Origin of the sequence: Shinella kummerowiae (assembly GCF_009827055.1) — a bacterium.
GTDB classification, from domain to species: domain Bacteria; phylum Pseudomonadota; class Alphaproteobacteria; order Rhizobiales; family Rhizobiaceae; genus Shinella; species Shinella kummerowiae.
This window is the reverse complement of record NZ_WUMK01000009.1, coordinates 1-25,701: the sequence shown is the minus strand read 5'-3', so window position 1 is coordinate 25,701 and position 25,701 is coordinate 1. Positions and strand designations below refer to the sequence as shown.

Annotated in this window: 24 protein-coding genes; 9 read left to right on the top strand and 15 right to left on the bottom strand. The window is 65.3% G+C overall.

Annotation, left to right across the window (positions count from 1 at the left end; all coding sequences use genetic code 11):
• Nucleotides 1–41 precede the first annotated feature (41 nt).
• Genes GR138_RS22240 through GR138_RS22230 form a run of 3 tightly spaced genes read left to right on the top strand, consistent with a single transcriptional unit; the run spans nt 42 to nt 2,928 of the window.
• Nucleotides 42–1,052 carry a ligase-associated DNA damage response exonuclease gene (locus GR138_RS22240; RefSeq protein ID WP_160861725.1) on the top strand — a complete coding sequence of 337 codons (1,011 nt, stop codon included), beginning with the start codon at nt 42–44 and terminating at the stop codon, nt 1,050–1,052.
• Nucleotides 1,052–1,306 (top strand): hypothetical protein, encoded by a 255-nt coding sequence (locus GR138_RS22235; RefSeq protein WP_160861461.1) that lies wholly within the window; start codon nt 1,052–1,054, stop codon nt 1,304–1,306. The genes GR138_RS22240 and GR138_RS22235 overlap by 1 nt, the downstream gene beginning before the upstream one ends.
• Entirely contained in the window at nt 1,303–2,928 is a 1,626-nt protein-coding gene (locus GR138_RS22230; protein WP_160861460.1) for a cisplatin damage response ATP-dependent DNA ligase, read from the top strand. The genes GR138_RS22235 and GR138_RS22230 overlap by 4 nt, the downstream gene beginning before the upstream one ends.
• A 10-nt stretch (nt 2,929–2,938) precedes the next feature.
• On the opposite strand, the gene GR138_RS22225 is transcribed toward GR138_RS22230, so the two are convergent.
• From GR138_RS22225 to GR138_RS22210, 4 genes are all read right to left on the bottom strand, one after another.
• Nucleotides 2,939–3,190 carry a hypothetical protein gene (locus tag GR138_RS22225; RefSeq protein WP_160861459.1) on the bottom strand — a complete coding sequence of 84 codons (252 nt, stop codon included), beginning with the start codon at nt 3,188–3,190 and terminating at the stop codon, nt 2,939–2,941.
• A 46-nt stretch (nt 3,191–3,236) separates the two neighbouring features.
• Nucleotides 3,237–4,196 (bottom strand): glutathione S-transferase family protein, encoded by a 960-nt coding sequence (locus GR138_RS22220; RefSeq protein WP_160861458.1) that lies wholly within the window; start codon nt 4,194–4,196, stop codon nt 3,237–3,239.
• A gap of 191 nt (nt 4,197–4,387) precedes the next feature.
• A complete protein-coding gene (gene scpA, locus GR138_RS22215; RefSeq protein ID WP_160861457.1) occupies nt 4,388–6,520 on the bottom strand; it encodes a methylmalonyl-CoA mutase in 2,133 nt (710 codons plus the stop codon).
• Between the two features lie 85 nt (nt 6,521–6,605).
• The gene (locus GR138_RS22210; RefSeq protein ID WP_160861456.1) at nt 6,606–8,003 is read right to left on the bottom strand and encodes a methylmalonyl-CoA mutase family protein; all 1,398 of its coding nucleotides are present in this window, start codon (nt 8,001–8,003) and stop codon (nt 6,606–6,608) included.
• 237 nt (nt 8,004–8,240) lie between these two features.
• Here GR138_RS22210 and GR138_RS22205 point away from each other — a divergent pair, with 237 nt between their 5' ends.
• Entirely contained in the window at nt 8,241–9,017 is a 777-nt protein-coding gene (locus tag GR138_RS22205; protein ID WP_202402777.1) for a L,D-transpeptidase, read from the top strand.
• 8 nt (nt 9,018–9,025) lie between these two features.
• Here the strand turns inward: GR138_RS22205 and GR138_RS22200 are convergent, their stop codons facing one another.
• The 3 genes from GR138_RS22200 to GR138_RS22190 form a co-directional block, all read right to left on the bottom strand.
• Nucleotides 9,026–9,403: a response regulator gene (locus GR138_RS22200; RefSeq protein ID WP_160861455.1), complete on the bottom strand. Its 378-nt coding sequence runs from the start codon at nt 9,401–9,403 to the stop codon at nt 9,026–9,028.
• Nucleotides 9,400–11,325 carry a sensor histidine kinase gene (locus GR138_RS22195; protein ID WP_160861454.1) on the bottom strand — a complete coding sequence of 642 codons (1,926 nt, stop codon included), beginning with the start codon at nt 11,323–11,325 and terminating at the stop codon, nt 9,400–9,402. The genes GR138_RS22200 and GR138_RS22195 overlap by 4 nt, the downstream gene beginning before the upstream one ends.
• Nucleotides 11,326–11,426: 101 nt before the next feature.
• Nucleotides 11,427–11,918 (bottom strand): MarR family winged helix-turn-helix transcriptional regulator, encoded by a 492-nt coding sequence (locus GR138_RS22190; RefSeq protein ID WP_160861453.1) that lies wholly within the window; start codon nt 11,916–11,918, stop codon nt 11,427–11,429.
• Nucleotides 11,919–12,036: 118 nt separating this feature from the next.
• Between GR138_RS22190 and GR138_RS22185 the strand changes: the two genes are divergently transcribed.
• The gene (locus tag GR138_RS22185) at nt 12,037–12,459 is read left to right on the top strand and encodes an organic hydroperoxide resistance protein (RefSeq protein ID WP_160861452.1); all 423 of its coding nucleotides are present in this window, start codon (nt 12,037–12,039) and stop codon (nt 12,457–12,459) included.
• A 118-nt stretch (nt 12,460–12,577) separates the two neighbouring features.
• Here the strand turns inward: GR138_RS22185 and GR138_RS22180 are convergent, their stop codons facing one another.
• The gene (locus tag GR138_RS22180; RefSeq protein WP_160861451.1) at nt 12,578–14,452 is read right to left on the bottom strand and encodes a HAMP domain-containing methyl-accepting chemotaxis protein; all 1,875 of its coding nucleotides are present in this window, start codon (nt 14,450–14,452) and stop codon (nt 12,578–12,580) included.
• A 255-nt stretch (nt 14,453–14,707) separates the two neighbouring features.
• Here GR138_RS22180 and GR138_RS22175 point away from each other — a divergent pair, with 255 nt between their 5' ends.
• A complete protein-coding gene (locus tag GR138_RS22175; protein ID WP_160861450.1) occupies nt 14,708–14,884 on the top strand; it encodes a hypothetical protein in 177 nt (58 codons plus the stop codon).
• Between the two features lie 260 nt (nt 14,885–15,144).
• Here GR138_RS22175 and GR138_RS22170 read toward each other — a convergent pair whose 3' ends face one another.
• Nucleotides 15,145–16,707: a helicase HerA-like domain-containing protein gene (locus tag GR138_RS22170; RefSeq protein ID WP_160861723.1), complete on the bottom strand. Its 1,563-nt coding sequence runs from the start codon at nt 16,705–16,707 to the stop codon at nt 15,145–15,147.
• A gap of 246 nt (nt 16,708–16,953) precedes the next feature.
• On the opposite strand from GR138_RS22170, the gene GR138_RS22165 reads away from it, so the two are divergent.
• Entirely contained in the window at nt 16,954–17,346 is a 393-nt protein-coding gene (locus GR138_RS22165) for a hypothetical protein (RefSeq protein WP_069061469.1), read from the top strand.
• Between the two features lie 14 nt (nt 17,347–17,360).
• Here the strand turns inward: GR138_RS22165 and GR138_RS22160 are convergent, their stop codons facing one another.
• The 3 genes from GR138_RS22160 to GR138_RS22150 all read right to left on the bottom strand — a co-directional run bounded on the left by GR138_RS22160 (nt 17,361) and on the right by GR138_RS22150 (nt 20,919).
• Nucleotides 17,361–18,515 carry an MFS transporter gene (locus tag GR138_RS22160; protein ID WP_160861449.1) on the bottom strand — a complete coding sequence of 385 codons (1,155 nt, stop codon included), beginning with the start codon at nt 18,513–18,515 and terminating at the stop codon, nt 17,361–17,363.
• 311 nt (nt 18,516–18,826) lie between these two features.
• Nucleotides 18,827–19,660: an aldo/keto reductase gene (locus GR138_RS22155; RefSeq protein ID WP_160861448.1), complete on the bottom strand. Its 834-nt coding sequence runs from the start codon at nt 19,658–19,660 to the stop codon at nt 18,827–18,829.
• A 65-nt stretch (nt 19,661–19,725) separates the two neighbouring features.
• Nucleotides 19,726–20,919, bottom strand: coding sequence for an MFS transporter (locus GR138_RS22150; protein ID WP_160861447.1), 1,194 nt, complete (start codon nt 20,917–20,919; stop codon nt 19,726–19,728).
• A gap of 145 nt (nt 20,920–21,064) precedes the next feature.
• On the opposite strand from GR138_RS22150, the gene GR138_RS22145 reads away from it, so the two are divergent.
• Nucleotides 21,065–21,958 (top strand): LysR family transcriptional regulator, encoded by an 894-nt coding sequence (locus GR138_RS22145; protein WP_160861446.1) that lies wholly within the window; start codon nt 21,065–21,067, stop codon nt 21,956–21,958.
• A 4-nt stretch (nt 21,959–21,962) separates the two neighbouring features.
• Here GR138_RS22145 and tam read toward each other — a convergent pair whose 3' ends face one another.
• From tam to GR138_RS22130, 3 genes are all read right to left on the bottom strand, one after another.
• The gene (tam, locus tag GR138_RS22140) at nt 21,963–22,736 is read right to left on the bottom strand and encodes a trans-aconitate 2-methyltransferase (protein WP_160861445.1); all 774 of its coding nucleotides are present in this window, start codon (nt 22,734–22,736) and stop codon (nt 21,963–21,965) included.
• A 9-nt stretch (nt 22,737–22,745) separates the two neighbouring features.
• On the bottom strand, nt 22,746–23,396 hold the full coding sequence (locus tag GR138_RS22135; RefSeq protein WP_069059459.1) for a haloacid dehalogenase type II: 651 nt from the start codon (nt 23,394–23,396) through the stop codon (nt 22,746–22,748).
• Nucleotides 23,397–23,484: 88 nt separating this feature from the next.
• The gene (locus tag GR138_RS22130) at nt 23,485–24,525 is read right to left on the bottom strand and encodes a zinc-dependent alcohol dehydrogenase family protein (RefSeq protein WP_160861444.1); all 1,041 of its coding nucleotides are present in this window, start codon (nt 24,523–24,525) and stop codon (nt 23,485–23,487) included.
• 183 nt (nt 24,526–24,708) lie between these two features.
• On the opposite strand from GR138_RS22130, the gene GR138_RS22125 reads away from it, so the two are divergent.
• Nucleotides 24,709–25,593: a branched-chain amino acid aminotransferase gene (locus tag GR138_RS22125; protein ID WP_160861443.1), complete on the top strand. Its 885-nt coding sequence runs from the start codon at nt 24,709–24,711 to the stop codon at nt 25,591–25,593.
• Nucleotides 25,594–25,701: the final 108 nt, after the last annotated feature.

The window sequence follows — 25,701 nt, the reverse complement described above, 5'->3', positions numbered from 1 at the left end:
ACCCACTGGCAGAGTGCGTGAAAACGCCTATCTTTCCCGCCATGAAGCCCGATCAACTGCTCCGCCCGATGCCCGCCGGCCTCTATTGTCCCGCTGGCGATTTCTACATTGATCCCGTCCGCCCCGTGGCAAGGGCGCTGATCACGCACGGCCATTCCGACCATGCCCGGGCCGGCCATGGCGCGGTGCTGGCGACGCGCGAGACGCTCGACATCATGGGCATCCGCTATGGCGAGGATTTTTGCGGGTCCATGCAGGCGGCGGACTTCGGCGAGCGCATCGATCTCAACGGCGTCACCGTGTCCTTCCACCCGGCAGGCCATGTGCTGGGCTCGGCGCAGATCGCGGTGGAGAAGGATGGCCTGCGCATCGTCGCCTCGGGCGATTACAAGCGTGGCGCCGACCCGACCTGCACCGCCTACGAGCCGGTGCCCTGCGACGTCTTCATCACCGAGGCGACCTTCGGCCTGCCCGTCTTCCATCACCCGGAGCCGAAGGCCGAGATGGGCAAGCTGCTCACCTCGCTCCGGCAATTTCCCGAGCGTAGCCACCTCGTTGGCGCCTATTCGCTCGGCAAGTCGCAGCGCGTCATCCGGCTGCTGCGAGATTGCGGCTATGACGCGCCGATCTATATCCACGGTTCGCTGGCGCGGCTCTGCGACTATTATGTCAGCCGCGGCATCGACCTCGGCGACCTACGCCCCGCCACGCTGGAAAAGGGCGACCCGACCGATTTCCGCGGCGCCGTCATCGTCGGTCCGCCGTCGGCCTTCGCCGACCGCTGGGCGCGCCGCTTCAACGAACCGCTCATCGCCTTTGCCTCCGGCTGGATGATGGTGCGCCAGCGCGCCAAGCAGGGCGGTGTCGAACTGCCGCTCGTCATCTCCGACCATTGCGACTGGCCAGAAGTGACCGAAACGATCCGCGAACTGGCGCCGAGCGAGGTCTGGGTGACGCATGGGCGTGAGGAGGCGCTGGTGCGCTGGTGCGAACTCGCCGGCGTGCCGGCTCGCCCGCTGCATCTGGTCGGTTATGAGGACGAGGGGGACTGATGCGCGAGACGTTGCACGCTCTGATGTCAAGGGTACAAAAGCCGGATGTGCAGGGCGCCCACGACGAGGCCTACGAGCGCGCCGATGGGCGCGAACGTAATCGCCCCCAGTATACCCGCAAGCTCATAGCCACCCCACGCGCCAAGGAGCAGGCCGAGTATACTGAGGATGGTCGTGATGATGTTGTGAACTTTTCCCATGAACAAGGAGGTGGGAAGCCGCGGGTTTCGCTGCAAGGGGCAGGGCTGTCATGAGAGCCTTCGCCACCCTCCTCGATCGCCTGGTCCTCACCCCCGCGCGCAACGGCAAGCTCAAACTGCTCGCCGACTATTTCCGTGACACGCCCGATCCCGATCGGGGTTACGGCCTTGCCGCCATCGCCGGCACGCTGGACCTGAAGAGCGTCAAGCCGGCGCTGCTGCGCGAGCTTGTGCTGGAGCGCATGGACGAGGTGCTGTTCCGCTATTCCTACGACTATGTCGGCGACCTGGCCGAGACGATCGCGCTGGTGTGGGATCAGGAGCGCAAGGAGCGCGTGCCGGACGAGGCGCAGCCGCGGCTGAGCAGCGTCGTCACCCGCATGAACGCGCTCGGCCGCACCGAGGTGCGCAGCGCCGTGCGCGATTTGCTGGATCGACTGGACCCATCCGCCCGCTTCGCCTTCATCAAGCTTGCGACCGGCGGGCTGCGCATCGGCGTGTCGGCCCGCCTCGCCAAGCAGGCGCTCGCCGAATTCTCCGGCATGGATGTCACCGAGATCGAGACGCTGTGGCACGGGTTGGCGCCGCCCTACGAGCCGCTCTTCGCCTGGCTGGAAGGACGCACCGAGCGGCCGGTGCTGGCGACACCGGCGATCTTCCATTCTGTCATGCTCGCCAACCCGGTGGGCGAGGGCGATCTCGACACGCTCGACCCCGCCGATTTCGCCGCCGAATGGAAATGGGACGGCATTCGTGTGCAGATGTCCTCGGCAGGCGCGACGCGCCGGCTCTATTCCCGCTCCGGCGACGACATTTCCGCCGCTTTCCCGGATGTGCTCGAGGCGATCAATTTCGAGGGCGTGGTCGATGGCGAGCTGCTCGTCGGCGGCACCGCCCGCACCAACAGCCCGACGCGCACCTTCTCCGATCTCCAGCAGCGCCTGAACCGCAAGACGGTCAATGCGAAGATGCTGGACGAATACCCCGCCTTCGTGCGCGCCTATGACGTGTTGTTTGACGGCGAGGAGGATGTGCGGCCGGAAAGCTTCGTGGCGCGTCGCGCCCGCCTTGGCCACCTCATCGAGACGGCGCCGCACGACCGGTTCGACCTTTCGCCGCTGGTGCCCTTCGCCAGCTGGCAGGAACTGGAAACGATCCGCCGCGAACCGCCGGACCCGGTGATCGAAGGCGTCATGATCAAGCGCCTCGACAGCCCCTACCAGGCCGGCCGCATGAAAGGCCCGTGGTTCAAGTGGAAGCGCGATCCCTACAATGTCGATGCCGTGATGATGTATGCCCAGCGCGGCCACGGCAAACGCTCGAGCTACTATTCGGACTTCACCTTCGGTGTGTGGACGGAGGGCCCGGACGGCGACATGCTGGTGCCGGTGGGAAAAGCCTATTTCGGCTTCACCGATGCCGAGCTCGAAGTGCTCGACCGGTTCGTCCGCAACAACACAACGGAACGCTTCGGCCCGGTCCGCGCCGTGCGGGCGGAACCCGCCTATGGTTTCGTGCTGGAAGTCGCCTTCGAGGGCATCAACCGCTCCACCCGCCACAAATCCGGCGTCGCCATGCGCTTCCCCCGCATCGCGCGGCTCAGGCAGGACAAGCTGCCGGCCGATGCCGACCGGCTGGAAACGCTGATGGCGATGGTGGAGGCGAAGGAGGCTTGAGGCAGTCGAGCTATCGGGCGCGCAGCCAGGCAATCAGCCGCCATGCCGCGATCGGCACGGTGATGATAAGCACGGCAAGCGCGCCTAAGGTGCCCGTGAGCAACATGTCGCCATAGCCGGAGAACGGGCTGTTGCACTGGAAGCCGCCGAAGCCGAAGGCGCAATGGCGCCCGGATATCGTGCTGGATGTGGCGAGAACGGCCGCCGAGGCGACCGTCATGGCGATACTGATCGAGGGAAAGGACCGGGCACGCATCGGCACCGACCATTCCGTATCCCGTTCCGGCCGTCAAGACGGGCGCGGGACACTACAGTCCCAGCGCCGAAAGATCCGGCCCGACCGGCACGATGCGGTGCGGGTTGAGCGACTTGATCGAATAATAGCCGTGTTTGATATGGTCGATGCTGACCGTGTCGCGCACGCCCGGCAGGTCGAGAACGCGCTTGGTATAGGCCGAAAGCGCCGGATAGTCGGCCAGCCGCTGCCGGTTGCACTTGAACAGGCCGTAATAGGCGGCGTCGAAGCGGATGAGGGTGACGAAGAGGCGGATATCGGCTTCCGTGAAGGTGCCGCCCGTGAGGAACGGCCCGCTGGCGGCAAGGCGCGTTTCCAGTTCGTCCAGCATGGCAAACACGCCGTGGAAGGCCTCTTCATAGGCGACCTGCGTGGTGGCGAAGCCGGTGCGGTAGACGCCATTGTTGAGCGACGGATAGATGCGCTCATTAAGCGCGTCGATATCGTTGCGCAGCGCTTCCGGATAGAGATCGACGCTTTCATCGGCCAAAGCGCCGAACCCGCTGTTCAGCATGCGCACGATATCGGCGGATTCGTTGTTGACGATCGTCTTGCGTTCCTTGTCCCACAGCACCGGCACCGTGGCGCGGCCGGTGAAGGTGGCGTCGGCGCGGGTGTAGATTTCGTGCACATAGCTCGCGCCGTTGAGATCGTCGCGGTTGGCGCCGGGAAAGTCGCCGAAGCGCCAGCCCTGGTCGGACAGCGCCGGCTCGACCACCGAGACGGAGATGACGTCGTCGAGCGTCTTCAGCTTGCGGGTGATCAGCGTGCGAGAGGCCCAGGGGCAGATCAGCGCGACATAGAGGTGGTAGCGGCCGGCCTCGGCCTGGAAACCGCTTTCGCCCGTCGGGCCGGCGCTGCCATCTGGCGTCACCCAGTTGCGAAAGCTCGAGACCTGGCGCACGAACCCGCCCTTGGCGTCCGTTGCCTGAACCGGCTGCCAGTCTTCCGTCCATTTGCCATTGACCAGCATCGCGTCACCTCACATCGGTTGATTGTGATCCCGACCTAGCGCCCGCGCGCGCAAACGGCAATTCGTGCGGCAATTGACACAGTGTTCACAGAAGACTGCCCCTCATCCGGCCTGCCGGCCACCTTCTCCCCGCTTGCGGGGAGAGGGTTAGGGTGAGGGGACGGCCGTATTTTCTGCCGGGCCGTCGCCGCTCACCCCATCAACCGGTCGATCAGCGCGGCGGCAGCGTCGGCAATCACCGTGCCGGGCGGAAAGATCGCGTCGGCGCCGGCCTGTTCCAGGGCCGGGAAATCCTGCGAGGGGATGACGCCGCCGACGGCGATCAGCACGTCGCGCGCGCCGCGTTTGACGAGCGCCGCCTTCAGCTCCGGCACCAGCGTCAGGTGGCCGGCGGCGAGCGAAGAGGCCCCGACGATATGCGCGCCCTCGCGGATCGCCAGCTCCGCCACCTCGTCCGGCGTCTGGAACATGGCGCCGACGACGACATTGAAGCCGAGGTCGGCAAAGGCGGTGGCGATGACTTTCTGCCCGCGGTCGTGCCCGTCCTGCCCCATCTTGGCGACGAGGATCGAAGGTTTCTCGCGCCGGAGCTTTTCGAAGGCGGCGACCTTGTCGACCGCCCGGTTGAAGGCGCGGTCGTTGGCGCCCATCTCCTTGCGGTAGACGCCGGAGATCGTGCGGATTTCCGCGACATGGCGGCCGAAGGCCTTTTCCAGCGCATAGGCGATCTCGCCAACCGTCGCCCGGGCGCGGGCGGCCTTCACGGCGAATTCGAGCAGGTTGCCGTCGCCGCTCTTCGCCACATCCGTCAGGGCATCCAGCGCGCTTTCGGCCGCGGCCGTGTCGCGCGTGCCCTTCAGCTGCTGGAGTTTCGAGAGCTGCCGGGCGCGCACCTCCGAATTGTCGACCTTCAGCACGTCCACCTCGATGTCGCGCTCCGGCCGTGAGAAGTTGACGCCGACGACGGTCTGCTGGCCGCTGTCGATGCGCGCCTGCGTGCGGGCCGCGGCCTCCTCGATCCGGAGCTTGGGAATGCCCTTCTCGATGGCCTTCGCCATGCCGCCGAGCGCTTCCACCTCCTCGATATGTGACAGAGCGCGTGCGGCGAGATCATGCGTCAGCCGCTCGACATAGGCCGAACCGCCCCACGGATCGATGATGCGCGCCGTGCCGCTTTCCTTCTGTAACAGGATCTGCGTGTTGCGGGCGATGCGCGCGGAATGGTCGGTCGGCAGCGCCAGGGCCTCGTCGAAGGAATTGGTGTGCAGCGACTGGGTATGCCCCTGCGTCGCCGCCATCGCCTCCACCATGGTGCGCATGACGTTGTTCATCGGGTCCTGCGCGGTCAGCGACCAGCCGGAGGTCTGGCAATGGGTGCGTAGCGCCAGCGACCGGGCGTCCTTCGGGGAAAAGTTCGTTTTCATCAGCGCTGCCCAGATAAGGCGCGCGGCGCGCATCTTGGCCACTTCCATGAAGAAATTCATGCCGATCGCCCAGAAGAAGGAGAGGCGGGGGGCGAAGGTGTCGATATCGAGCCCGGCGGCGACACCGGCGCGCGCATATTCGATGCCGTCGGCGATGGTGTAGGCAAGCTCCAGGTCCGCCGTGGCACCGGCTTCCTGCATGTGGTAGCCGGAAATCGAGATCGAGTTGAACTTCGGCATGCGCCGGCTGGTATAGCTGAAAATGTCGGAGATGATCCGCATCGAGGGCTGCGGCGGGTAGATGTAGGTGTTGCGGACCATGAACTCCTTGAGGATGTCGTTCTGGATGGTCCCGGACAGCTTGTCCTCGGAAACGCCCTGTTCCTCTGCCGCGACGATGAACAGCGCCATGATCGGCAGTACCGCGCCGTTCATGGTCATGGAGACACTCATTTCGTCGAGCGGTATGCCGTCGAAGAGCTGCTGCATGTCGAGGATGGAATCGATCGCCACGCCCGCCATGCCGACATCGCCCGCCACGCGCGGATGGTCGCTGTCATAACCGCGATGGGTGGCAAGGTCGAAGGCGACGGACAGGCCCTTCTGGCCGGAGGCGAGGTTGCGCCGGTAGAAGGCGTTCGATTCTTCCGCCGTCGAGAAACCGGCATATTGCCGGATCGTCCAGGGCTGCTGGACGTACATAGTGGGGTAGGGGCCGCGCAGATAGGGCGCCGCACCCGGCCAGGTGTCGAGATAGGACAGGCCGGCCAGATCCGCCGCGCCATAGGCGCCGCTGACGGCAATGCCCTCCGGGGTGAGCCACGCGGCCTCGCCGGTCTGGGCGGTGGCGGCGGCCGGCGTCGACCAGGCGATGGCGGAGAAGTCGGGGATCCGGCTCATGCGGCGGCTCCTGCGGTTGTTGTGGCGCGCCGCGTGAGACGGTGGCATCCACGCCCGAAGTGCCCACGATGGTGAACCATTCCCATCATACCACCTCCGCCAGATCAGCAAGCAAAACCGCACGAAGCCCGCCAGGCGCCGCCGCCTCGGCAAGCGGCCCGAGCACTGTCAGCGGCCGTTCGGTCTTCAGCGGAAACAGCGTCGTGCCGACGATCGGCTTCCGCGTGCGAGCGGCGCGGGCCGCCTCCACCATGGCCTTGATGTCACCCGAGGCGATGGCGGCCGAAAGCCCGCCCGTCTTCTCGATGCCGGCAAAAATCTCCCAGGCCTTTTCCGCCAGCGCCTCCGTCAGCGCCTCGATGCCGCCGGCACCGGCGGCGGGGTCGGCGACATGGGCGAGGTTGCTTTCGGTGATCAGCACGATCTGTGTGTTGCGGGCGATGCGGCGGGCGAGGGGATCCGGCAGGCCGAGCGCCAGCGTGTGCGGCAGCACGGTGATCTCGTCGGCGCCGGCGGTGCCGGCGGAAAAGACGGCGATGGTGTTGCGCAGGATGTTGGTTTCCGGGTCGCGTTTCGTCAGCATGCGCCAGCTCGTCTCGACGTGCAGGTGCGCCGGTTTCGGCTCCGAGATGCCGCACGCCGCCTGCATCTTCGCATGGATCAGCCGCGCGGCCCGGCATTTCGCGATGGTGAGGAACTGGTCCTGATCGGCGGCAAGCGACAGCGACGTCATGGCGAAAACCGCCTCCGGCGCCATGCCGGCGGCGTCGAACAGGCGGAGGTTTTCCGCAAGTGCGGCGGCGACCACGGCAAGTTCCAGCGCTTCGCCGGCCCCGGCATTGTGGGCCAGCCGCCCGTCCGCATTCAACACCGTTCCGGAAAAACCGAAGCCGATCAAGGTTTTGGCGAGCGCGACGGACTCTCTTGTTTCACTGTAAGCGCCAGCGAGGGCAGAGGTGAAGGGATCAAGCCCGAAATGCACCGGCGCCTTCTCCGCGCCAGCCTCAGCGAGTGCGCGGGCAAGCGTCGTCGCCAGCACCCGGTCGGCGAAGCCGGCTTCCAGGCGAAGGGAGAAGGGCGCTGCGGCGCACGACGCGGCGGTCTTGCGGAAGGCGGTTTCGTCGCCGGCCATGATGCCGGCACCGTGCGCGGCCGCACTGCCGCGGAAGGTCAGCGCGATGCCCGTCGCGCCATTTTCCAGATCGTCCGCCATCTGGGCGCGGGCGCGGGCAAGGTCCGCGTCGTCACGGCGCTGGTTGACGGTCCAGGCGTCGCCGGCATGCGGCGTGGCAGCGTGGCTGTGGGCAAGCGGGACAGCCCCGTCGCGGCGCGTGTAGATCGGCCGGATTTCCAGGCCGTCATCGCTGCGGGAGACGAGCGTCGCGTCGAAGTCCGCCCCTTTCAGCGCCTTCTCCGCCAGCTTGCGCCAGCCCGCTTCGTCGACGGGCGCAAAGCCGGCGTCTTTCAAAATGCTCGCGTCCATCCCGTCGCGTACTCCGTTTTCCGGCATTTCTATCCATCCGGGATACAGCGTAAAGCGCCACTTTGGTAGAGTGGCGCATCGGCGACAGCGTTTTGGAAATTGTGGCGCGCAAGCCTGGGGTCAGCCGCAATTGCCACAATTGGGGCAGGGTTATGGACCTAACTGGCCTTTCGTTAGTTAGTGATTCAGTCTCTCGCCCCATTCTAGGCTTCCGCCCAACGGATCTCGACGCACCCCATGACCGATACCGCGCTTTCCCGCCGCCGCTTCCTGCAGTTTTCCGGGCTCGCCATGGCGAGCGGCCTTGCCGGCTGCACCTCCTCGATGAACACCGACCGTTTCCGCGAGGAGACGCGCCCCTATTTCCGCAATCCTGCGCTGGAAGGCCGGCCGGAATATATTGATGGGCGCGGCCCCATCAGCATCTATGGCCAGACACCGCCGTCCGGCCTGCTGCCGGATTCGTCGCGCTACGCCTCGATCTACGGCCAGGTTTACGACGGCGGCTACCAGGTGCCCGCCATCCCCTACCAGCAGATCGATGCGCGCTACTATCGGCAGGAGGTCGAGAGCCCGTTCGCCGAGCAGCCGGGCACGATCATCGTCGATACCGGCAACCGCTTCCTTTATCTCATCCAGCCGAACGGCACCGCCATGCGTTATGGCGTGGGCATCGGCCGGCAGGGTTTTGCCTGGTCGGGCCGTGGTGTCATCCAGTGGAAACAGGCCTGGCCGAAATGGACGCCGCCGAACGAGATGGTCGCGCGCCAGCCGGAACTGGTGAAATATTCCGCCGCCAATGGCGGCATGCCGGGCGGCCTCAACAACCCGCTCGGCGCGCGCGCGCTGTACATCTTCCAGAACGGCCAGGACACGCTTTACCGCCTGCACGGCTCGCCGGAATGGAAGTCGATCGGCAAGGCCGTCTCCTCCGGTTGCGTGCGCATGCTCAACCAGGACGTCATGGATCTCTATGACCGCGTGAAGGGCAAAGCGCCGATCCTGGTCATCTGACCGGGGTCCTATGCGCCGAGTAGGTCCGCCATGGTGCGCAGGTGGTCGGCCTGCAGCGGCTTTTCGAAATAGCTCTTGACGAAGCTGTACTGCATGGCCCGCTCGCGGTCCTTGCCGAGATGGGAACTCGTGAGCATCGCGACGACCGGGGCATGCACCTCGAATTCCTCGGCATAGCGGTCGAGGAACTCGAACCCGTTCATGACAGGCATGTTGATGTCGAGGATGATGGCATCCGGCGTCTCGCGATGCAGGATGTCGAGCGCCTCGGCACCGTCGAACGCCTTGATGACGCGGATCGACGCGTCGAATTTGCGGATCGTGTATTCGCAGATGAACTGATCGTTCTCGTCGTCGTCGACGATCAGGATCGAATGGATCTTCATGGCAATTCCCCATCGGGCAGTTCGATGATGAACCGGCTGCCCTTATCTCTTGCTTCATAAAGTGCGGTGCCGCCGAGGGCCTCCACGCTTTTTCTCAATATGTAGAGGCCGAGCCCGCTGCCGAAGGATCGGTTCGGGTGCAGCCGTTTGAACATCTTGAACAACAAATGGCGGCTTGCGGGCGGAACGCCCAGGCCGTTGTCTTCCACCGACAGCCGCATCCTGCCGGCATAGCGGAAGGCACGGACATCGATCGCCGGCGCGGCTTCCTTCGGATCATGATACTTGACCGCGTTGGACAGCATGTTGCCGACGATGACCTGGAATTTCGACGGCTTGCTGACGATTGTCAATTCTTTCGGCACGTGATTTTCGATGCGAATGCGCTTGAAATCCTCGAGATGCGACAGCGCCTCGATCGCATCGGAGACCAGCGCATGCAGGGCGATGGCCTGGTCGTCCTCGTCCATCAGCCGGTTGCGCGTGATGGTGATGATGTTCTGGATCAGGTGGTCGAGCCGGCTGAAATTCTTCTCCATGCGCTGCAGAGTCTGGCCGAGCGCGGTGAGTTCGCCGTCCTCCAGCATGTCGCGCGAGATCGTCAGCAGACCCATGGACGAGGCGATCGGCGAGCGCAGGTCGTGCGAGGTGCGGTAGGCGAATTCCTCAAGTTCCGCATTGGCCTCGATCAGCGCCTGTTCGTTCGCCTTGCGCTCGGAAATGTCGCGCACGATGCCGCTATAGATGATGCCGCCGGCAAGCTCGAGCCTCGCGATGGCGAGGTCGAGCGCAAAGATCGAGCCGTCCTTGCGCCGCCCTTCCGCCTCGCGGCCGATGCCGATGACCTTCGCCTCGCCGGTGCGGTGGTAATTGCTGAGATAGCCGTCATGGGCGCTGTGATAGGGCTCCGGCATCAGCATCTTGATGTTGCGGCCGGTCATTTCCTCCGGCGTATAGCCGAAGATGCGCATGCAGGCGGGGTTGACCGAAAGGATGGTGCCGCGCTCGTCGATGGTGATGATGCCGTCCACGGCATTGTCGATGATCGCGCCGAGCTGGCCGCGGCTTTCCGCGAGGTCCGCCGCCATGCGGCGGGCACGGCGGGAGGAGACGTAGAGATGGACGATCAGCGCGCCATAGAGCGTGCCGGAGATCAGCACGAGCGACGACAGCGTGGACCGCGGGTCATTGCTGTTGGTTGAGAAGCTGATGCCGAAGGCGGCCTCGTAGCGCGCCAGCTCATAGTAGCTCATCGCGAGCAGGATCAGGTAGGTCAGCAGGCCCAGCACCGCGGCGAGCGTCAGGCGATGATAACCGGTCTGTTCCGTGCCGACGAAGACGATGGCGATGCTGAGCGCCACGAAGCAGCTCGCGCTCTGGAACGACATGCGCGTGAAGCGGATCCAGTCATGGGCGAAATCCAGCGCGATCGCATAGCCGATGAGGGCGGCGGCGGCGATGATGAAGGTGGCAAAGCCGAGCGCCACCTGCACGACGCTGCTCTTCATCTGCGCGGCGCGCAGCCCGACGGCGAGGCTCATCAGCATGAAACAGAGCGCGGTGTTGGGGGCGATGCGTCCCGGCAGGCTGGTGCCTATATCGACGAAGGGCGTGTGGAGCAGCGTGTCGATGCCGGCGTCGATGCCTAACAGGTGCTGGCTGAGCGCGAGCACACCGTAGACGAAGACCGGCGCCATCATCAGTACCGGCAGGTGTTGGAAACCGCGCGTGGCAAGCAGGAGTGCCGCGCCGATGACGGTAAAGGCGAGTGCGGCATTGAACTTCATGCCGAACAGGAACGGATGCCGCTCCGCCAGATCGACGGGTTGCGAAAGCCAGAGCGCCATCATGGCGACGCCCACGGCGATGCACCAAAGGCTCGCCGCGACGTTCGCCTTTTGCCAGGACCAGTGCAGTGTCAATCGTGCCCCCTTGGCGGTTCCGTTCCGCCGGGCGCACCTTAGCGCGAAGGTTGAATCACGAACAGGTCTCGTAAGGGAAGCTTACCGTAAAATCCGCCGCTTCAGGCGGCGTCGTCGCGTGCCTGGTCGGCTTCGAGCTGCTCGGTCAGCATGTGGAGGTCGGTGGTCAGCGCTTGCAGCGCGTCGATCGAACAGCCCGTCGCCTTGCCGATCGCCATGCGGATGGCCACCGCGTCCTGTTTCATCGCGCGACCCTTGTCGGTGAGCGTGATGAGCACCTGCCGCTCGTCGTTCTTGTCGCGGGCGCGCAGGATGAAGCCGGCCGCCTCGAGGCGCTTGAGGAGAGGGGAGAGTGTGCCGGAATCGAGCCCGAGTTTTTCCCCGAGCGCCTTCACCGTTCGCCCGTCCTCCTCCCAAAGCGTCATCAGCGCGATATATTGCGGATAGGTCAGGCCATAGGGGTCGAGCAGGGGCTTGTAGGCGCGGTTCAGCGCATGCGCCGCCGCATAGACGGCGAAGCAGAGCTGCTGGCCGAGCGCCAGCATGCCCTGTGGAATATCCCCTGTCTCGGCTTCGTCACTTTTGTCGATCATGCTGGCATTGTCGCAGAAAAAGAAAAAATTGCAATTTGCAAAATCATATTGCGCGCAATCTAATTTTACGCTACTTAGTTTCCATCATCAACGACGACAGCCAGGAAGGAACCATCCCATGCCCATTCTCTACAGAACCAAAGCATCCTCCACCGGCGGCCGCGCCGGCCATGGCGCCACCGAAGACGGCACCGTCGACGTCACGCTGACCGTTCCGAAGGAACTCGGCGGCGACGGCGCAACCGGTGCCAACCCGGAAAAGCTTTTCGCGGTCGGTTATTCCGCCTGCTTCCTCGGCGCGCTGAAGTTCGTCGCCGGCAAGGAAAAGGTGAAGATCCCGGACGACGCCAAGGTCACCGCAACGGTCGGCATCGGCCCGCGTGAGGATGGCGGTGGTTTCGGCCTCGAAGCCGCGCTGGAAATCTCCGTGCCCGGCGTCGACAAGGCCGTGGTCGAAGACCTCGCCAAGAAGGCGCACGTCGTCTGCCCCTACAGCAACGCCACGCGCGGCAACCTCGACGTCAAGACGACCGTCGTCTGATCGCTTCGCTTAACGCACACGAAAAGGCCGCCCGGAACCATTCCGGGCGGCCTTTTTGCATCAGGTCTGTTGGCCAGAAAGTGGATGAGGAGGCCTCGTCCGCCTGCTGCGAGGAGGTTCAGAACTCCTCCCAGTTGTCCGTCTTCAGCGCCGTGTTGCCGGCAAAGCGGGGGCGGGCTTGCGCGATGCGCTGTGGTGCCGGCTGCGCCGCGCGGGCGGGCTGGCCGAGCGTGAAGCGGTCGATCAGCGTGCGCAACCGGTTGGCCTGCGATACCAGGGTGGCGGAGGCGGCGTTGGTTTCTTCCACCATGGCGGCATTTTGCTGGGTCGTCTGGTCCATCTGGTTAACGGCGGTGTTGATCTCCGAGAGCCCGACGGACTGTTCGCGGGCGGATACGGCGATCGCCTCCATGTGCTGGTTGATCGTCGCGACATGGCCGCCGATCGCTTGCAGCGCCGTGCCGGTGTCGCTGACCAGCTTCACGCCGTTGCGCACCTCCGCCTCCGAGTTGCGGATCAATTCCTTGATCTCGCGCGCCGCCTGGGCCGAGCGCTGGGCCAGTTCACGCACCTCCTGCGCCACGACGGCAAAGCCCTTGCCCGCCTCACCGGCGCGGGCGGCCTCGACGCCGGCATTCAGCGCCAGAAGGTTGGTCTGGAAGGCGATCTCGTCGATCACGCCGATGATGCTGGAAATCTGGCTCGACGATTGCTCGATGCGCTGCATGGCGTTGACGGCATTGGCGACGACCGTGCCGGAATGCACCGTGGAGCCATTGGCCTCGGCCGCCACCGCGCGGGCTTCCTCGGCCCGGCGCGTCGAGTTCGTCACGTTGGCGGTGATTTCGTCGAGTGCGGCGGCGGTTTCCTCCAGTGAGGCGGCCTGCTGCTCGGTGCGCTTGGAGAGCGCATCCGCGCCGGTGCTGATTTCCCGCGTGCCCGTATCCATCTCGTCGACCGATTGCGCGACGGCGCGCAATGTCTCGCCGAGCTGGTTGACCGCCGAGTTGAGGTCGTTGCGCAACTGCTCGAAATCCGGCGCGAAGGGTTCGTTGAGCTCGAAGTTGAGATCGCCGGACGAAAGGCGGCGCAGGCCGGCGGCGAGGCCCGATGTGGCCTGTTGCAAACGCTGCTGGGCCGCCGCTTCGGCCTCCTCCTGCAAACGGACACGGTCGGCTTCGGCCTGCAGGCGTGCGGCTTCCGCGTCCTGCTCCAGCGTGCGCTTGTCGATCGCCGCCTGGCGGAAGATCTCGACGGCGCCGGCAATGCTGCCGATCTCGTCCTTGCGGGCGCGAAACGGCACGGAAAGATCGGTCACGCCGCTCGCCAACCGTTGCATCACAGCCGTGATCGCGTTCAGCGGGCGCGAGACGCCGGCGAAAATGATCCAGAAGGAAAGGCTGGCGAGGGTGAGCGCGACGGCGCCGAAAACGGCAAGCAGGATGTGATAATCATGTTCGTGCGCCTCTGCGGCGGCGAATTCCTCCTGGCCGACGCGGATCTGCAGATCGATCAGGGCCGCCACATAGGTGCCGATCGGGTCGATCGTCGGGTAGAGCCTTGTTTCGACATAGGTATCGAGCGCTGCCTTGTCCTTCGCCTGCATGATGGCGAGCAGGTCGTTGATGCTGCCGGCCTGCGTCTGCATCTCGGCGGTCATCTGCCTGGAAAGCGCGCGTTCCTCGTCGGTCAGGCTGGTCGCGGCATAGGCGTCCCAGAGTTTTTGGATGGCCGCCACCGCTTCGGTGTTCAGCCTGTGGCCGTCTTCCCAGGAGAGCGCGCCGCTACGCACCTTGTGTGCCGTATCGACGATGTTGACGGCGTAGAGGTCGCCGACCTTCTTGAGGCTTGCCGCCGGAACCAGCCGGTCGACGACGATGGTGCTCATCGAGGCCGACATGGCGTTGAGGACCAGATATGTGGAGGAAATGGCGCCGCAGAGAAGCAGCGTCAGGATAAGCGTCACCGCACCGAGTTTCGTCGAAATTTTCATGGCAAGCCCTGCTGTTCTGACGCCTGGATGATGGCCCAAACAGTGCTGCAATTTGATTTAGTACTTATTAAAATTAGAAATATCTAATTATGGTTGAGTACGCGCAACAGAAGTCACGCATCCGGTGTGGCGGCACGGGTTTGCAGTCGGTTGCGCGCCTGTTCCGCGCGGAACAGCGCGGGGCGGGGCGATGTGGGACAGTCTGATCACCGGATGAGAGAGGCTCATCCCCAACCAGAGATCAGGAGAGACCCCATGCGCAAGTTCATCGTTTCCGCCACCGTTGCCCTCGTTGCCGCGGTTTCCTTCGCCGCCCCCTCGCAGGCCGGCTATTACAGCTACGACTACCAGCCCTATTGCTTCATCAAGAAGATCAAGAGCTACGACTACTACGGCAATGTCGTCATCAAGCGGATCAAGGTCTGCAAGTAAGCCGCATCGTCGCTGACCTCCCCAAAGACCCGGATGTCCCTGCATCCGGGTCTTTTGCCGTTTTGGTCATGCCGTGCGGCGTGGATCCTCGGGTCGAGCCCGAGGATGACGGAGGGGAGGGCATGGTGTGGATCAATTCAGCGGCGCGGCAGGGGGCGTCGTCTCGAGCGGTTTCTCACCCCACTTCTTTCGTCATCCTCGGGCTTGACCCGAGGATCCATTGTGCCGTCGGCAGATGACGGTTTCCGGGCCAGCCCGCGTCAGCGACGCAGGCTGCCGAGAATGCCGCGCACCAGCGCGCGGCCGAGCGAGGAGGCGACGGTGCGGGCGACGGACTTCATGGCGGCTTCCGCCACCGTCTCGCGTTGGTAGCCGGAGCGGGCCTTGGGCTGCTTGGGCGCCTGTGGGGCGGCCGGTTCCTCGTCGCCGAAGCCGGGCAAGGTCCAGCGGCTGCCGCCGGCGGGTTTTTCCGCAGTCTCCGCTTCCGCCTGTTCCTGCGCGGCTGCCGAATCGGCCGCCTTCTTGGCGCGCGCCATGAGAATTTCGTAGGCGGATTCGCGGTCGAAATCCTCGTCATAAAGCCCGGCGACGGGGCTGACCTTCATGATGTCCCGGCGTTCGGCTTCCGTGACCGGGCCGAGGCGGGAGGCCGGCGGGCGAACCAGCGTGCGCTCCACCATCGAGGGCGCACCCTTGCCTTCCAGCGTCGAGATCAGCGCTTCCCCCGTGCCGAGATTGGTGATGACGGTGGCGCAGTCGAAATCCGGGTTCGGGCGGAACGTGTCGGCCGCCGTCTTCACCGCCTTCTGCTCGCGCGGCGTATAGGCGCGCAGCGCATGCTGCACGCGGTTGCCGAGCTGGGCGAGCACCGTCTCCGGCACGTCGAGCGGGTTCTGCGTGACGAAATAGACGCCCACACCCTTGGAGCGGATGAGGCGCACGACCTGCTCGACGCGCTCGAGCAGCACCTTCGGCGCGTCATTGAACAGCAGGTGCGCTTCGTCGAAGAAGAAGACGAGCTTCGGCTTTTCCGGATCGCCGACTTCCGGCAGCACTTCGAACAGTTCGGAAAGCATCCACAGCAGGAAGGTGCCGTAGAGGCGCGGGTTCATCATCAGCTTGTCGGCCGCCAGAACCGAGATCGCGCCGCGCCCGTCATTGGTGGTGCGCATGATGTCGGAGATTTTCAATGCCGGCTCGCCAAAAAACTGTTCGGCGCCCTGCTGTTCGAGGATCAGCAGTTCACGCTGGATCGAGCCGACGGAAGCCTTGGAGATGAAGCCGAACTGGTTGGACAGCGTTGAGGCATTCTCGCCCATATAGTTGAGCAGCGCCTGGAAATCCTTCAGGTCGAGCAGCGGCAGGCCGCCCTGGTCGGCGATCTTGAAGGCGATGTTGATGACGCCTTCCTGCGCGTCGGTGGCGTTCATCAGGCGCGACAGCAGCAGCGGCCCCATCTCGGAGATGGTGGTGCGGACGCGATGGCCCTTCTCGCCGTAGAGATCCCAGAAGATGACCGGGAATTCCTGGAACTCGTAAGGGGTGAGGCCGATCTGGTCGGCGCGCTTCTGGAGAAAGTCTTTCGGCTCGCCCATTGCGCCGATGCCGGACAGGTCGCCCTTCACGTCGGCGCAGAACACCGGCACGCCGGCATTCGAAAATCCTTCGGCAAGGATCTGCAGCGTTACCGTCTTGCCGGTACCGGTGGCACCCGTCACGAGGCCGTGGCGGTTGCCGAACTTCAAGTCGAGATATTCCGGCTTGTTGTTGGTATCGTCCGGCTTGCGGCTGGTGCCGATATAGAGCTTTCCGTCCTGAAGAATGGAATCCGCCACGTTGCAACTCCCTGACTGCCGGTTCCTCGTCCGATTCGCGCCGGGCGGGCGGATCGCCGCGTCCCGACGGTTTTCATTGAATCGTCTCAGGCAGGTTATAAGGATAGTCCGGCACGGGAACAACACGCTTTCAAGGGCTGCGGCCCGGCTGTCGAAGACGCGCTAAGCCGGCTTGAGTTTGTCGGTGAATTCAATTACCTTGACGTCAACGTCAATTCCTTCGGAGGATTTTCCATGAACGATCTCGTCACCCGCGTTGCCGATGCCGTCGGCATCGAACCGGCTCTCGCTGAAAAGGCTATCGGCATGATGCTCGGCTTCCTGCAGCGCGAAGCCGCTGACGGCCCCGTCGCCCGCATGATCGAAGCCATTCCCGGCGCCTCCGAGTTGGTTGCCCAGTACAATGGCGAAGGCCAGGGCGGCGGCGGTCTGCTGGGCGGCCTGATGAGCGCCATCGGCGGCGGCGGCGTCATGGGTCTCGGCCAGCAGCTGATGAGCCAGGGCCTTGGCATGGGCGAAATCACCGGCCTCGCCAAGGAAACCATGGCGGTCGCTCGCGAACATGCGGGTGCCGACGTGGTCGACGAAGTCGTCGCCTCCGTGCCGGGCCTCAGCCAGTTCGTCTGATATTGCCTTGAAGACTATCGCCGCCGTGCAAACACCAGCACGGCGGTGAAAGCGGCAAGGCCAAGGCCGACCGAGAGCGGCCCGGCCTTCGGACCGCCGGCTTCCATGATGGCGCCGGTCAGGCCCGAACCGGTGGCGCTGCCCGCCGCATAGACAAGGGCGAAGGCGGCCGACCCCGCGACCAGCATGGCCCCGCTATAGCGCTCGCCGAGCATGGTGAGCGCGCAGGTATAAAGCGAGAACACGGCTGTGCCCATCAGGGCGAAGATGCCCAGGATCGCGATTTCCGATGTCATCGACGGCAGGATCAGATAGCTCACGGCAGCAACGCCGACAGCGGCGAGCGCCACGCGCTCACGCGGCAGCTTGTCGAGCAGCACGCCGATGAACGGCTGGGCGAGCGCCGTCGGCAAGGCGAGCACCGTCACGCTGATGGCGGCAAAGGCTTCGCTGTAGCCCATCTTCACGAAATAGACCGGCATGGCGGAAATCGCGGCAATGTCGGCGAAGCCGAAGACGAAGACCATGCCGACCAGGATGGGCGCCGCCTTGAAGAAGCGGAAGACATCGCCCGCCGTGGACGGCTCGGGCACCGTCTTGGTCGAGAACATCAGCATGGCCGTCGCGAAGGCGACGATGGCGAGATACACGGCCGTCAGCGCAAAGCCCAGCCCGCCGGCGCTGCCGAACAGCGGAATGGCGAGCGGCCCGGCGGCAAAGCCCGCACAGATACCCATGCCGTAGAGGCCGGAGACGCGGCCGCGCAGCCGGTCCGGGCAGGCGGCGTTCAGCCAGGCTTCGCCGAGCATGAAGATCATGCTGGCAAAGAAGCCGAGCAGGAAGCGCGCCGCGCCCCAGATGGCGAAGGACGACGAGGCGGCGAAGGTGGCCAGGCAGAGCGAGCAGATGACGAGGCTGAAGATGATCAGCCGGTCCGGGCGCCAGCGCTTGGTGAGCGCGCCGACAAGCAGCGTCGAGGCGCCCATGCCGCCGGCATAGGCAATCGCGTTCACACCGATCATCGAGGAGGAGAAACCACGCGCCTCCAGCGTCAGCGAGACCAGCGGATAGGTCAGACCCTGCGCCACCGAAAAGGCGGTCGCGCCAAGAACCACGGCGGCAATGGCCGGCCAGTCCGGCGAAAGCACGGTTGACGACGAGGACTGCATGAGAGGCTCCCTGCCGCATCTTCGGCGGCGCGGCGACCATATCCGGCCGGCACCCTTTTGGGAAGCCGGCCGGACCGTTTGCTGTGTTCGGCGGGGCGCACACCGCCGCCGCTTTCCCCTTCTCCCCCACGGGGAGAAGGTGGCCCGAAGGGCCGGATGAGGGGGCTTGCACGCCGGTTACCCTCCGCGCCGCCCCCTCATCCCGCTACCGCGACCTTCTCCCCGTGGGGGAGAAGGGGCAGGAGGCGCCCCCCACATGCCATGGGATTGCCCCGGCATGGTTGGCGAAACGCACGGCCCCCGCCGGATGTTCAGGCGGCGAGATCCCAGACCGGGGCAAGGCCGTCCGGGCTGACGATGCGGCCGTCCGGGCGGGCAAGTCCGTGGATGCGCTTCATCTCGTCCGCACTGAGCACGAAGTCGAAGAGGGCGAGGTTTTCGGCAAGCCGTTGTTCCGTCGCCGTCTTGGTCAGCGCCACCACGTCCGGCTGCTGGATCAGCCAGCGTAGTGCCACCTGCGCCGCAGACTTGCCGTGCGCGGCGCCGATCTCCTTCAGCACCGGGTCGTTCGGCACCTTGCCGTCGGCCATGGCGTAGTAGGCGGTGAGCGCCATGCCGTAGGTTTCGGCGGCTTCCAGCACCTTCATCTGGTCGAGATAGGGATGGTATTCGACCTGGTTGGTGGCGAGCGGCGCGGCGCTGAGGCGCACCGCCTCGGCCATCAGCGCCGTGCTGAAGTTGCTGACGCCGATGTTCTTGGTAAGGCCACGCTCGCGCACGGCGTTGAGTTGGGCGATCTGCACCTCGAGCGGCACCGCGTCGTTCGGCCAGTGCAGCAGGAGGAGGTCGACATGGTCGGTCTTCAGCTTGCGCAGGCTCTCCTCGACGGATGCGGCGAAGGTTTGCTTGCCATAGTTGGCGACCCACACCTTGGTGGTGAGGAAGATGTTTTCGCGGGCCACACCGGAGGCCTGGATCGCCGCGCCGACGGCCGCCTCATTGTCATAGATCTGGGCGGTGTCGACATGGCTGAAGCCCTGGGCGAGCGCCTTTGGCAGGATGGCGAGCACGTCTTTTTCCGGCATGCGGAACGTGCCGAAGCCGAGCTGGGGAATGTGGGCGCCATGGGCGTTGATGGTTTTCATCGGATGTCTCCTTTTGCATGGATGACCGCCGGAGCTGGGAAGTAACGCTCCGGCGGACGAAGGGTTCAGGCCGGCTGGCAGGCGGCGTCCGGCGCACTGCGTTCGCGGCGGTCGAGCGTGCCGCTCACCAGCGTCAGGCCAAGCGCACCGGCGACCAGGATGGCACCGACCCAGGGCGTGGATCCGAGGCCGAGCGGCGAGGCGACGACCAGTCCGCCGATCCAGGCGCCGGCGGCGATACCGAGATTGAAGGCGGCGATGTTGAGCGCCGAGGCGACGTCCACGCCGGCCGGACGGTGCCGCTTGGCGATGTCCACGACGTAGAGCTGGAGGCCCGGCACGGTGGCGAAGGACAGGAAACCGAGCGCGGCGAGCGTGACCAGCACCAGCACCGGCGAGGGGGCGGTGAAGGTGAGAAGCACCAGCACGGCGGCCTGCAGCGCGAAGAGCACCGCCAGCGCCTTGACCGGTTCGCGGTTCGCCACCTTGCCGCCGACGATGTTGCCGAAGGCGATCGCCGCGCCATAGAGCACCAGCACGAGGCTGACCGTATTGGCGGAGAGGCCGGTAATGTCCTGCAGCAGCGGCGAGAGGAAGGTGAAGGTGACGAAGGTGCCGCCATAACCGAGCGCCGTCATGGCGAAGACGAGGAGCAGCCGGCCGGAGCCAAGCACGCGCACCTGTTCCAGCAGGCCTGCCGGCTTTTCCCGCTTCAGGTTGGCGGGCAGCAGCAGCGCGATGGCGGCGAAGGCGACGAGGCCGAGGCCGGCAACGGCCCAGAAGGTGGCGCGCCAGCCGAACGTCTGGCCGATGAAGGTGCCGAGCGGCACGCCGGTGACGATGGCGACGGTCAGTCCCATGAACATCATGGCGATGGCGGAGGCCCGGCGATCGGGCGCGACGAGATCGGCGGCGATGGTGGCGCCGACGGAGAAGAAGACGCCGTGCGCGAAGGCCGACAGCACGCGGCCGACGAGCAGCATGCCGTAGCTTGGTGCAAGTGCTGCCAGCACATTGCCGGCGATGAACAGCGCCATCAGGCCGATGAGCAGCGGCTTGCGGCCGAGCTTGCCGGTAAGCGCCGTCAGGATGGGGGCGCCGAAGGTGACGCCGAGCGCATAGACGGAGACGATGAGGCCGGCGAGCGGCAGAGTGATGTTGAGGTCGGTCGCGACGGTCGGCAGCAGGCCGACGATCACGAACTCGGTGGTGCCGATCGCGTAGGCCGCGACGGTGAGCGCAAAGAGAGCGAGAGGCATGGCAGATCCTTGGCCTCCCGGCTTGGGATCCGGGCGGCTTGGCTGGGTTGCGATGAAGGTTCGGAGCGCAATATGGAGCAGGACCACTTGCGCGTTAATCCGGCGAAGTGGATAAGCATATGTGAATTGAATTCAAAGGTGATGCATGGACAACCGGGCCGGTGAAATGGAGGTCTTCGTGCTGGCGGCGGAGCTGAAGAGTTTTTCGGCCGCCGGCCGCAAGCTGCGCCTGTCACCGTCGGCGGTCAGCAAGCTCGTCACCCGCATCGAGGACCGGCTCGGCGCGCGGCTTCTCGTGCGCACCACGCGCCGGCTGGAACTGACGCCGGAAGGGGAGCTCTATCTCGGCCGGGCGCGAAAAATCCTGTCGGACATTGCGGAAACGGAGCGGATCGTGGCGGAGGGTGCGCGCGTCGTGCCGCGCGGGCCGCTCCGGGTCAACGCGTCGGTCGGCTTCGGCGAGCGCTATATCCTGCCGCTCGTGCCCGCTTTCCTGGCGCTGTATCCGGAGGTCGAACTGGACCTGACGCTGACGGACGGCGTCATCGACGTGGTCGGCGAACGCACCGACGTCGCCATCCGCTCCGGGCCGCTACGCGATTCCGCGCTGAAGGCGCGAAAGCTGCTGGAAAGCCGCGAGGTCGTCATCGCATCGCCGGATTATCTCGCACGGCACGGCACGCCGCAGCACCCAGCCGATCTCGCCGCGCACAATTGCCTGCGCTTCAACTTCCGCCGCAGCATGGACGACTGGCCGTTTCTCGCAGGCGACGGGCAGACCGCCGAAGCCCATGAGATCACCGGCAACATGCTGGTCTCCAGCGGTGCGATCCTGCGCCAGCTCTGCCTGGACGGTCTCGGCCTGGGCCGCATCGGGCGCTTCCATGTCGAGCCGGATATCGCGGCGGGCACGCTCGTACCCGTTCTGGAGGACTTCAACCCGGGCGACATCGAGGTCGTGCACGCCGTCTTCGCCGGACACGAGCATCTGGCCGCGCGCATCAGGGCGTTCATCGACTTTCTGGTCGAGACGATCTGAGCGGTCAGCCCTTCACCGCCACGATGAACAGCCGTGGAAAGCGCAACAGCCGCCGTCCGTCGGCCATCGGCGCATAGGCCTTGGCGATGCGGCTTTCGTAGTCGGCGAGGAAGCCGTCGCGTTGTTCGGCCGGGATACGCTCGATATAGGGACGCAGGCCCGTGCTCTTCACCCATTCGACGATCGCCGCCGCATCGGCCATCGGGTGGTTGTAGGCGGTGTGCCAGACATCGACGCGGGCAGCCTTCGGGCCGAGCGCGTCCATATAGGCGGCCGGCGCGGGCAGCGGTTTGCGGCGCGGCGTGCCGTCCGCGAAGGCCGTGCGCCACGGCCCGGCGAACGCGCTTTCCTCCATCAGCAGGTGCGAGGGTTCGGACAGATTGTCCGGCATCTGCACGGCGAGCACGCCGCCGGGACGCAGGCTGTCCATCAGCTTGTTGAGCAGCGCCACGTGCTCGGGCAGCCATTGGAACACGGCATTGGCGTAGAGCAGGGCGGCCGGCTCGGGCGCCTGCCATTTTGCCAGGTCGCATTCCACGAAATCCACGCCCGGCAGGCGTTCGCGCGCGGCCTTCAGCATGTCGGCGGCATTGTCGACGCCCTTGACGCCGCGGCCGGGGAAGCGGTCGACCAGCAGCTCCGTCGAGTTGCCGGGGCCGCAGCCGAGGTCATAGACCGTTCCGGCCGGAAGATCGGCCGGCACCTGGGCGAGCAGGTCACGGGCAGGGCGCGTGCGTTCGTCTTCGAATTTCAGATATTGCGCGGCAGACCAGGCCATGGATTTTCCTCAGAGGCTGTCGAGCGAGGGCAGGATGAGTGCCGGGCCGAGATCGAAATATTCGTCCGGCATGTTGCTGCGGTTGATCCACACGGTGCGGAAGCCGAATTTTGTCGCGCCCGCAATGTCCCACCGGTTGGACGACTGGAAGGAGACGGCGTTCGGATAGAGCCGGTAGTTCGTCGTCACGAGGTCGTAGACGGCAGGCGCCGTCTTGTAGGTCTTCAGCGCGTCGACGGAAAAAATGTCGTCGATGACGGTGTCGAGCGCTGCATTCTTCACGGCGGAGGCCAGCATGGCGGGTGAGCCGTTGGAGAGGATGGCGATATGCGCACCCCGCTGCTTCAACGCCTTCAGCACCGCCGGGACCTCGGGGTAGCAGTCGAGCTTCCAGTAGGCGTCGAGCAATTTCTGGCGCAGGGCAGGGTCGACGCCGCCGATGCGCTGGAAGGTGAAGTCGAGCGCCTGTTCGGTGAGCTGCCAGAAATCGGCATAGGCGCCCATCAGCGCGCGGGTCCACGAATATTCGAGCTGCTTGGCGCGCCAGACTTCCGAGAAAAGCTGGTAATTCGGCCCGACATCGCCCGCATGGCGGCGCACCGCCGCATGCACGTCGAACAGCGTGCCATAGGCGTCGAAGACATAGGCGGCGTGGGACATGAGCGGCGATTCCTCCTGGGCATTGTCAAGCGGGATTGACGGCTATCGCGCAAGCAATGTCAATCACATAGCATGTTGAACGCCACACTCAAAACCGCGTGATCACGCTGATGCCGAGGTCGGTCGCCTTGTCCATCGCCATCAGCGCCGGCACCGCCTCGTCGAGGCTGATATGGCGGCCGATCAGCTTTTGCGGGGCGAGCTTGCCGCTTTCGATCATTGCCAGCATGGCGTCGTAGCGCCAGGCCTGCATGCCGTGGCTGCCGTAGATCTCCAGTTCGTGGCCGATGACCTGGGCCATCGGAATCTGTGGCGTCGCATGGTCGGCGAGCATCAACCCGACCTGCACGTGCCGTCCGCGCCGGCGCAGGTTCTTGATCGAGTTGAAGCAGGTGACCGGCGAGCCCAACGCGTCGACCGAGGCATGTGCCCCGCCGCCGGTAATGTCGCGCACAGCCTCCGCCACATCGGCGACCGCGCGGGCATTGATGGTGGCGACCGCACCCATCTTCTTCGCGAAATCCAGCTTTTCCGCGGAAATATCGATGGCGATCGGATTGGCGCCGAGCGCTGCGGCGATCATGATCGCCGAGAGGCCCACCCCGCCGCAGCCATGCACCGCGACCCACTCGCCGCCGGTCACCCGCGCCTGGTCGACGACGGCGCGGAACGAGGTGGCGAAGCGGCAGCCGAGGCTGGCGGCGGTCGCGGAATCGATCGCGTCGGGCAGGTGCACGAGATTGTGGTCGGCATAGTCGATCGCGACATACTCTGCAAAGGAACCCCAATGGGTGAAGCCCGGCTGGAACTGTTCCTCGCAGATCTGCTGGTTGCCCGAGCGGCATTCGCCGCAATGGCCGCAGCCGGAGACGAACGGCACCGTCACGCGCTCACCTTCGCGGAACCTTCGGACTTCCTTGCCGACGGCCAGCACCGTGCCGGCCAGTTCATGCCCCGGCACATGCGGCAGGCGAATGTCGGGGTCGTGCCCCATCCAGCCGTGCCAGTCGCTGCGGCAAAGCCCCGTCGCCTCCAGCTTGATCACCACGCCGCCCGGCGTTGGGGTTGGGTCGGGCAGTGTGCGGATGTCCGGTGTCGCTTCGAAGGCTTCGTAATACATCGCGCGCATGCTGTTGCTCCCTTTGCATCTGTATCGCATGCACCCTGCGGACCCTCAACCGGGCGACCCATGATTAGGCCTGATACACCCATTCAACATCTTGAATGGACAAGCGGTGTCGGCTGTTGGAAGGCATTTGCGACTTGACCGGCCCGGCCGGTCGGGCCTTGATGGGCGAAAAGGAGTTTTAAAATGCCAGTCGATACCTCACCACGCACGACGACCTGGACCTTCGTGGACGGCGAATGGATTTCGGGCAACCCGCCGCTCATCGGCCCCACCTCGCATGCCATGTGGCTTGGCTCGACCGTGTTCGACGGCGCGCGCTGGTTCGATGGCATCGCGCCGGATCTCGACCTGCATTGCCAGCGCGTCAACCGCTCTGCCGAGGCACTCGGCCTCAAGGCGACGATGAAGGCGGAAGAGATCGAGGCGCTCGCCTGGGAGGGTGTCGAAAAATTCGACGGCAAGACGGCGATCTACATCAAGCCGATGTACTGGGCCGAACATGGTTCGCCCACCAGCGTCGTCGCGCCGGACGCGGAATCGACCCGCTTCGCGCTCTGCCTGTTCGAGGCGTCGATGGGCGACCCCAAGGCCGCTTCGTCGATCACCGTCTCGCCCTTCCGCCGCCCGACGGTGGAGTGCATGCCGACGGATGCCAAGGCCGGCTGCCTTTACCCGAACAATGCCCGCATGCTGGTGGAGGCCCGCAAGCGCGGCTTCGACAATGCGCTGGTGCGCGACATGCTGGGCAATGTCGCCGAGACCGCCTCGTCCAACATCTTCATGGTCAAGGACGGCGTCGTGTTCACGCCGGCCGCCAACCGCACCTTCCTCGCGGGCATCACCCGCATGCGCGTCATCGGCCTGCTGAAGGATGCCGGTTTCGAGGTGGTCGAGACCACGCTGACGGTCGCCGATTTCGAGACCGCCGACGAGATCTTCACCTCGGGCAACTATTCCAAGGTTGTGCCGGTGACGCGCCTCGACGACCGCGACCTCCAGCCCGGCCCGATCACCGCCAAGGCGCGCGACCTCTATTTCGACTGGGCGCATTCCAACGGGGATGCGTAAACACGACGCATGAATGAAAAAGCCGGCCGAGAGGCCGGCTTTTGCGTTACGGGCACCACCTCCGACGTGCGGCTGGCGCACCACCTCTCCGTCGTCAACCAACGGGGA

Excerpts from the sequence above, each read along its gene's own strand:
- GR138_RS22240 (WP_160861725.1), top strand. The coding sequence starts at position 42 with ATGAAGCCCGATCAACTGCTCCGCCCGATGCCCGCCGGCCTCTATTGT.
- GR138_RS22235 (WP_160861461.1), top strand. The coding sequence starts at position 1,052 with ATGCGCGAGACGTTGCACGCTCTGATGTCAAGGGTACAAAAGCCGGAT.
- GR138_RS22230 (WP_160861460.1), top strand. The coding sequence starts at position 1,303 with ATGAGAGCCTTCGCCACCCTCCTCGATCGCCTGGTCCTCACCCCCGCG.
- GR138_RS22220 (WP_160861458.1), bottom strand. The coding sequence starts at position 4,196 with ATGCTGGTCAATGGCAAATGGACGGAAGACTGGCAGCCGGTTCAGGCA.
- scpA (WP_160861457.1), bottom strand. The coding sequence starts at position 6,520 with ATGAGCCGGATCCCCGACTTCTCCGCCATCGCCTGGTCGACGCCGGCC.
- GR138_RS22210 (WP_160861456.1), bottom strand. The coding sequence starts at position 8,003 with ATGGACGCGAGCATTTTGAAAGACGCCGGCTTTGCGCCCGTCGACGAA.
- GR138_RS22205 (WP_202402777.1), top strand. The coding sequence starts at position 8,241 with ATGACCGATACCGCGCTTTCCCGCCGCCGCTTCCTGCAGTTTTCCGGG.
- GR138_RS22200 (WP_160861455.1), bottom strand. The coding sequence starts at position 9,403 with ATGAAGATCCATTCGATCCTGATCGTCGACGACGACGAGAACGATCAG.
- GR138_RS22190 (WP_160861453.1), bottom strand. The coding sequence starts at position 11,918 with ATGATCGACAAAAGTGACGAAGCCGAGACAGGGGATATTCCACAGGGC.
- GR138_RS22185 (WP_160861452.1), top strand. The coding sequence starts at position 12,037 with ATGCCCATTCTCTACAGAACCAAAGCATCCTCCACCGGCGGCCGCGCC.
- GR138_RS22180 (WP_160861451.1), bottom strand. The coding sequence starts at position 14,452 with ATGAAAATTTCGACGAAACTCGGTGCGGTGACGCTTATCCTGACGCTG.
- GR138_RS22175 (WP_160861450.1), top strand. The coding sequence starts at position 14,708 with ATGCGCAAGTTCATCGTTTCCGCCACCGTTGCCCTCGTTGCCGCGGTT.
- GR138_RS22165 (WP_069061469.1), top strand. The coding sequence starts at position 16,954 with ATGAACGATCTCGTCACCCGCGTTGCCGATGCCGTCGGCATCGAACCG.
- GR138_RS22160 (WP_160861449.1), bottom strand. The coding sequence starts at position 18,515 with ATGCAGTCCTCGTCGTCAACCGTGCTTTCGCCGGACTGGCCGGCCATT.
- GR138_RS22155 (WP_160861448.1), bottom strand. The coding sequence starts at position 19,660 with ATGAAAACCATCAACGCCCATGGCGCCCACATTCCCCAGCTCGGCTTC.
- GR138_RS22150 (WP_160861447.1), bottom strand. The coding sequence starts at position 20,919 with ATGCCTCTCGCTCTCTTTGCGCTCACCGTCGCGGCCTACGCGATCGGC.
- GR138_RS22145 (WP_160861446.1), top strand. The coding sequence starts at position 21,065 with ATGGACAACCGGGCCGGTGAAATGGAGGTCTTCGTGCTGGCGGCGGAG.
- tam (WP_160861445.1), bottom strand. The coding sequence starts at position 22,736 with ATGGCCTGGTCTGCCGCGCAATATCTGAAATTCGAAGACGAACGCACG.
- GR138_RS22135 (WP_069059459.1), bottom strand. The coding sequence starts at position 23,396 with ATGTCCCACGCCGCCTATGTCTTCGACGCCTATGGCACGCTGTTCGAC.
- GR138_RS22130 (WP_160861444.1), bottom strand. The coding sequence starts at position 24,525 with ATGCGCGCGATGTATTACGAAGCCTTCGAAGCGACACCGGACATCCGC.
- GR138_RS22125 (WP_160861443.1), top strand. The coding sequence starts at position 24,709 with ATGCCAGTCGATACCTCACCACGCACGACGACCTGGACCTTCGTGGAC.